This window comes from Shewanella sp. SG44-2, assembly GCF_014164215.1.
Taxonomy (GTDB): domain Bacteria; phylum Pseudomonadota; class Gammaproteobacteria; order Enterobacterales; family Shewanellaceae; genus Shewanella; species Shewanella frigidimarina.
The window spans coordinates 1-424 of the sequence record NZ_JACJEU010000081.1; the positions used below are offsets into that span (position 1 = coordinate 1).

Annotated in this window: 1 protein-coding gene; it reads left to right on the plus strand. The window is 39.9% G+C overall.

Annotated elements, in window-relative coordinates:
* A partial coding sequence (locus H5181_RS20355; RefSeq protein ID WP_259397100.1) for a flagellin occupies positions 1-424 on the plus strand: 424 nt, incomplete at both ends.

Genomic DNA, 424 nt, shown 5'->3' on the forward strand with positions numbered 1-424 from the left:
CAGCTCTTCAAAATGAAATGGACTCGCTTGCAACTGAAATAACGGCAATTGCAAATACGACCGCTTTTGGTGATACTAAGTTGACCTCTGGTGGTTATACAGATAAAGTTTTCCAAGTAGGTCACAAAGGCGGAGAAACTATCTCAGTAACTATTTCTTCGACAACAGCAGCAGACCTAGCTGTCAGCTCGTTAGTATTAACCTCGGCAGCTAATAGTGGATCTTTATCGGCTATTGATTCTGCAATTTCAAATATTGATGCGCAGCGTTCAAAATTAGGTGCGACTCAGAACCGTTTAAGTTATAACATTTCTAATAGTGCTAACACCCAAGCAAACATAGCAGATGCAAAATCTCGTATTGTTGATGTCGATTTTGCCAAAGAAACGGCGACAATGACTAAAAACCAAGTGTTACAACAAAC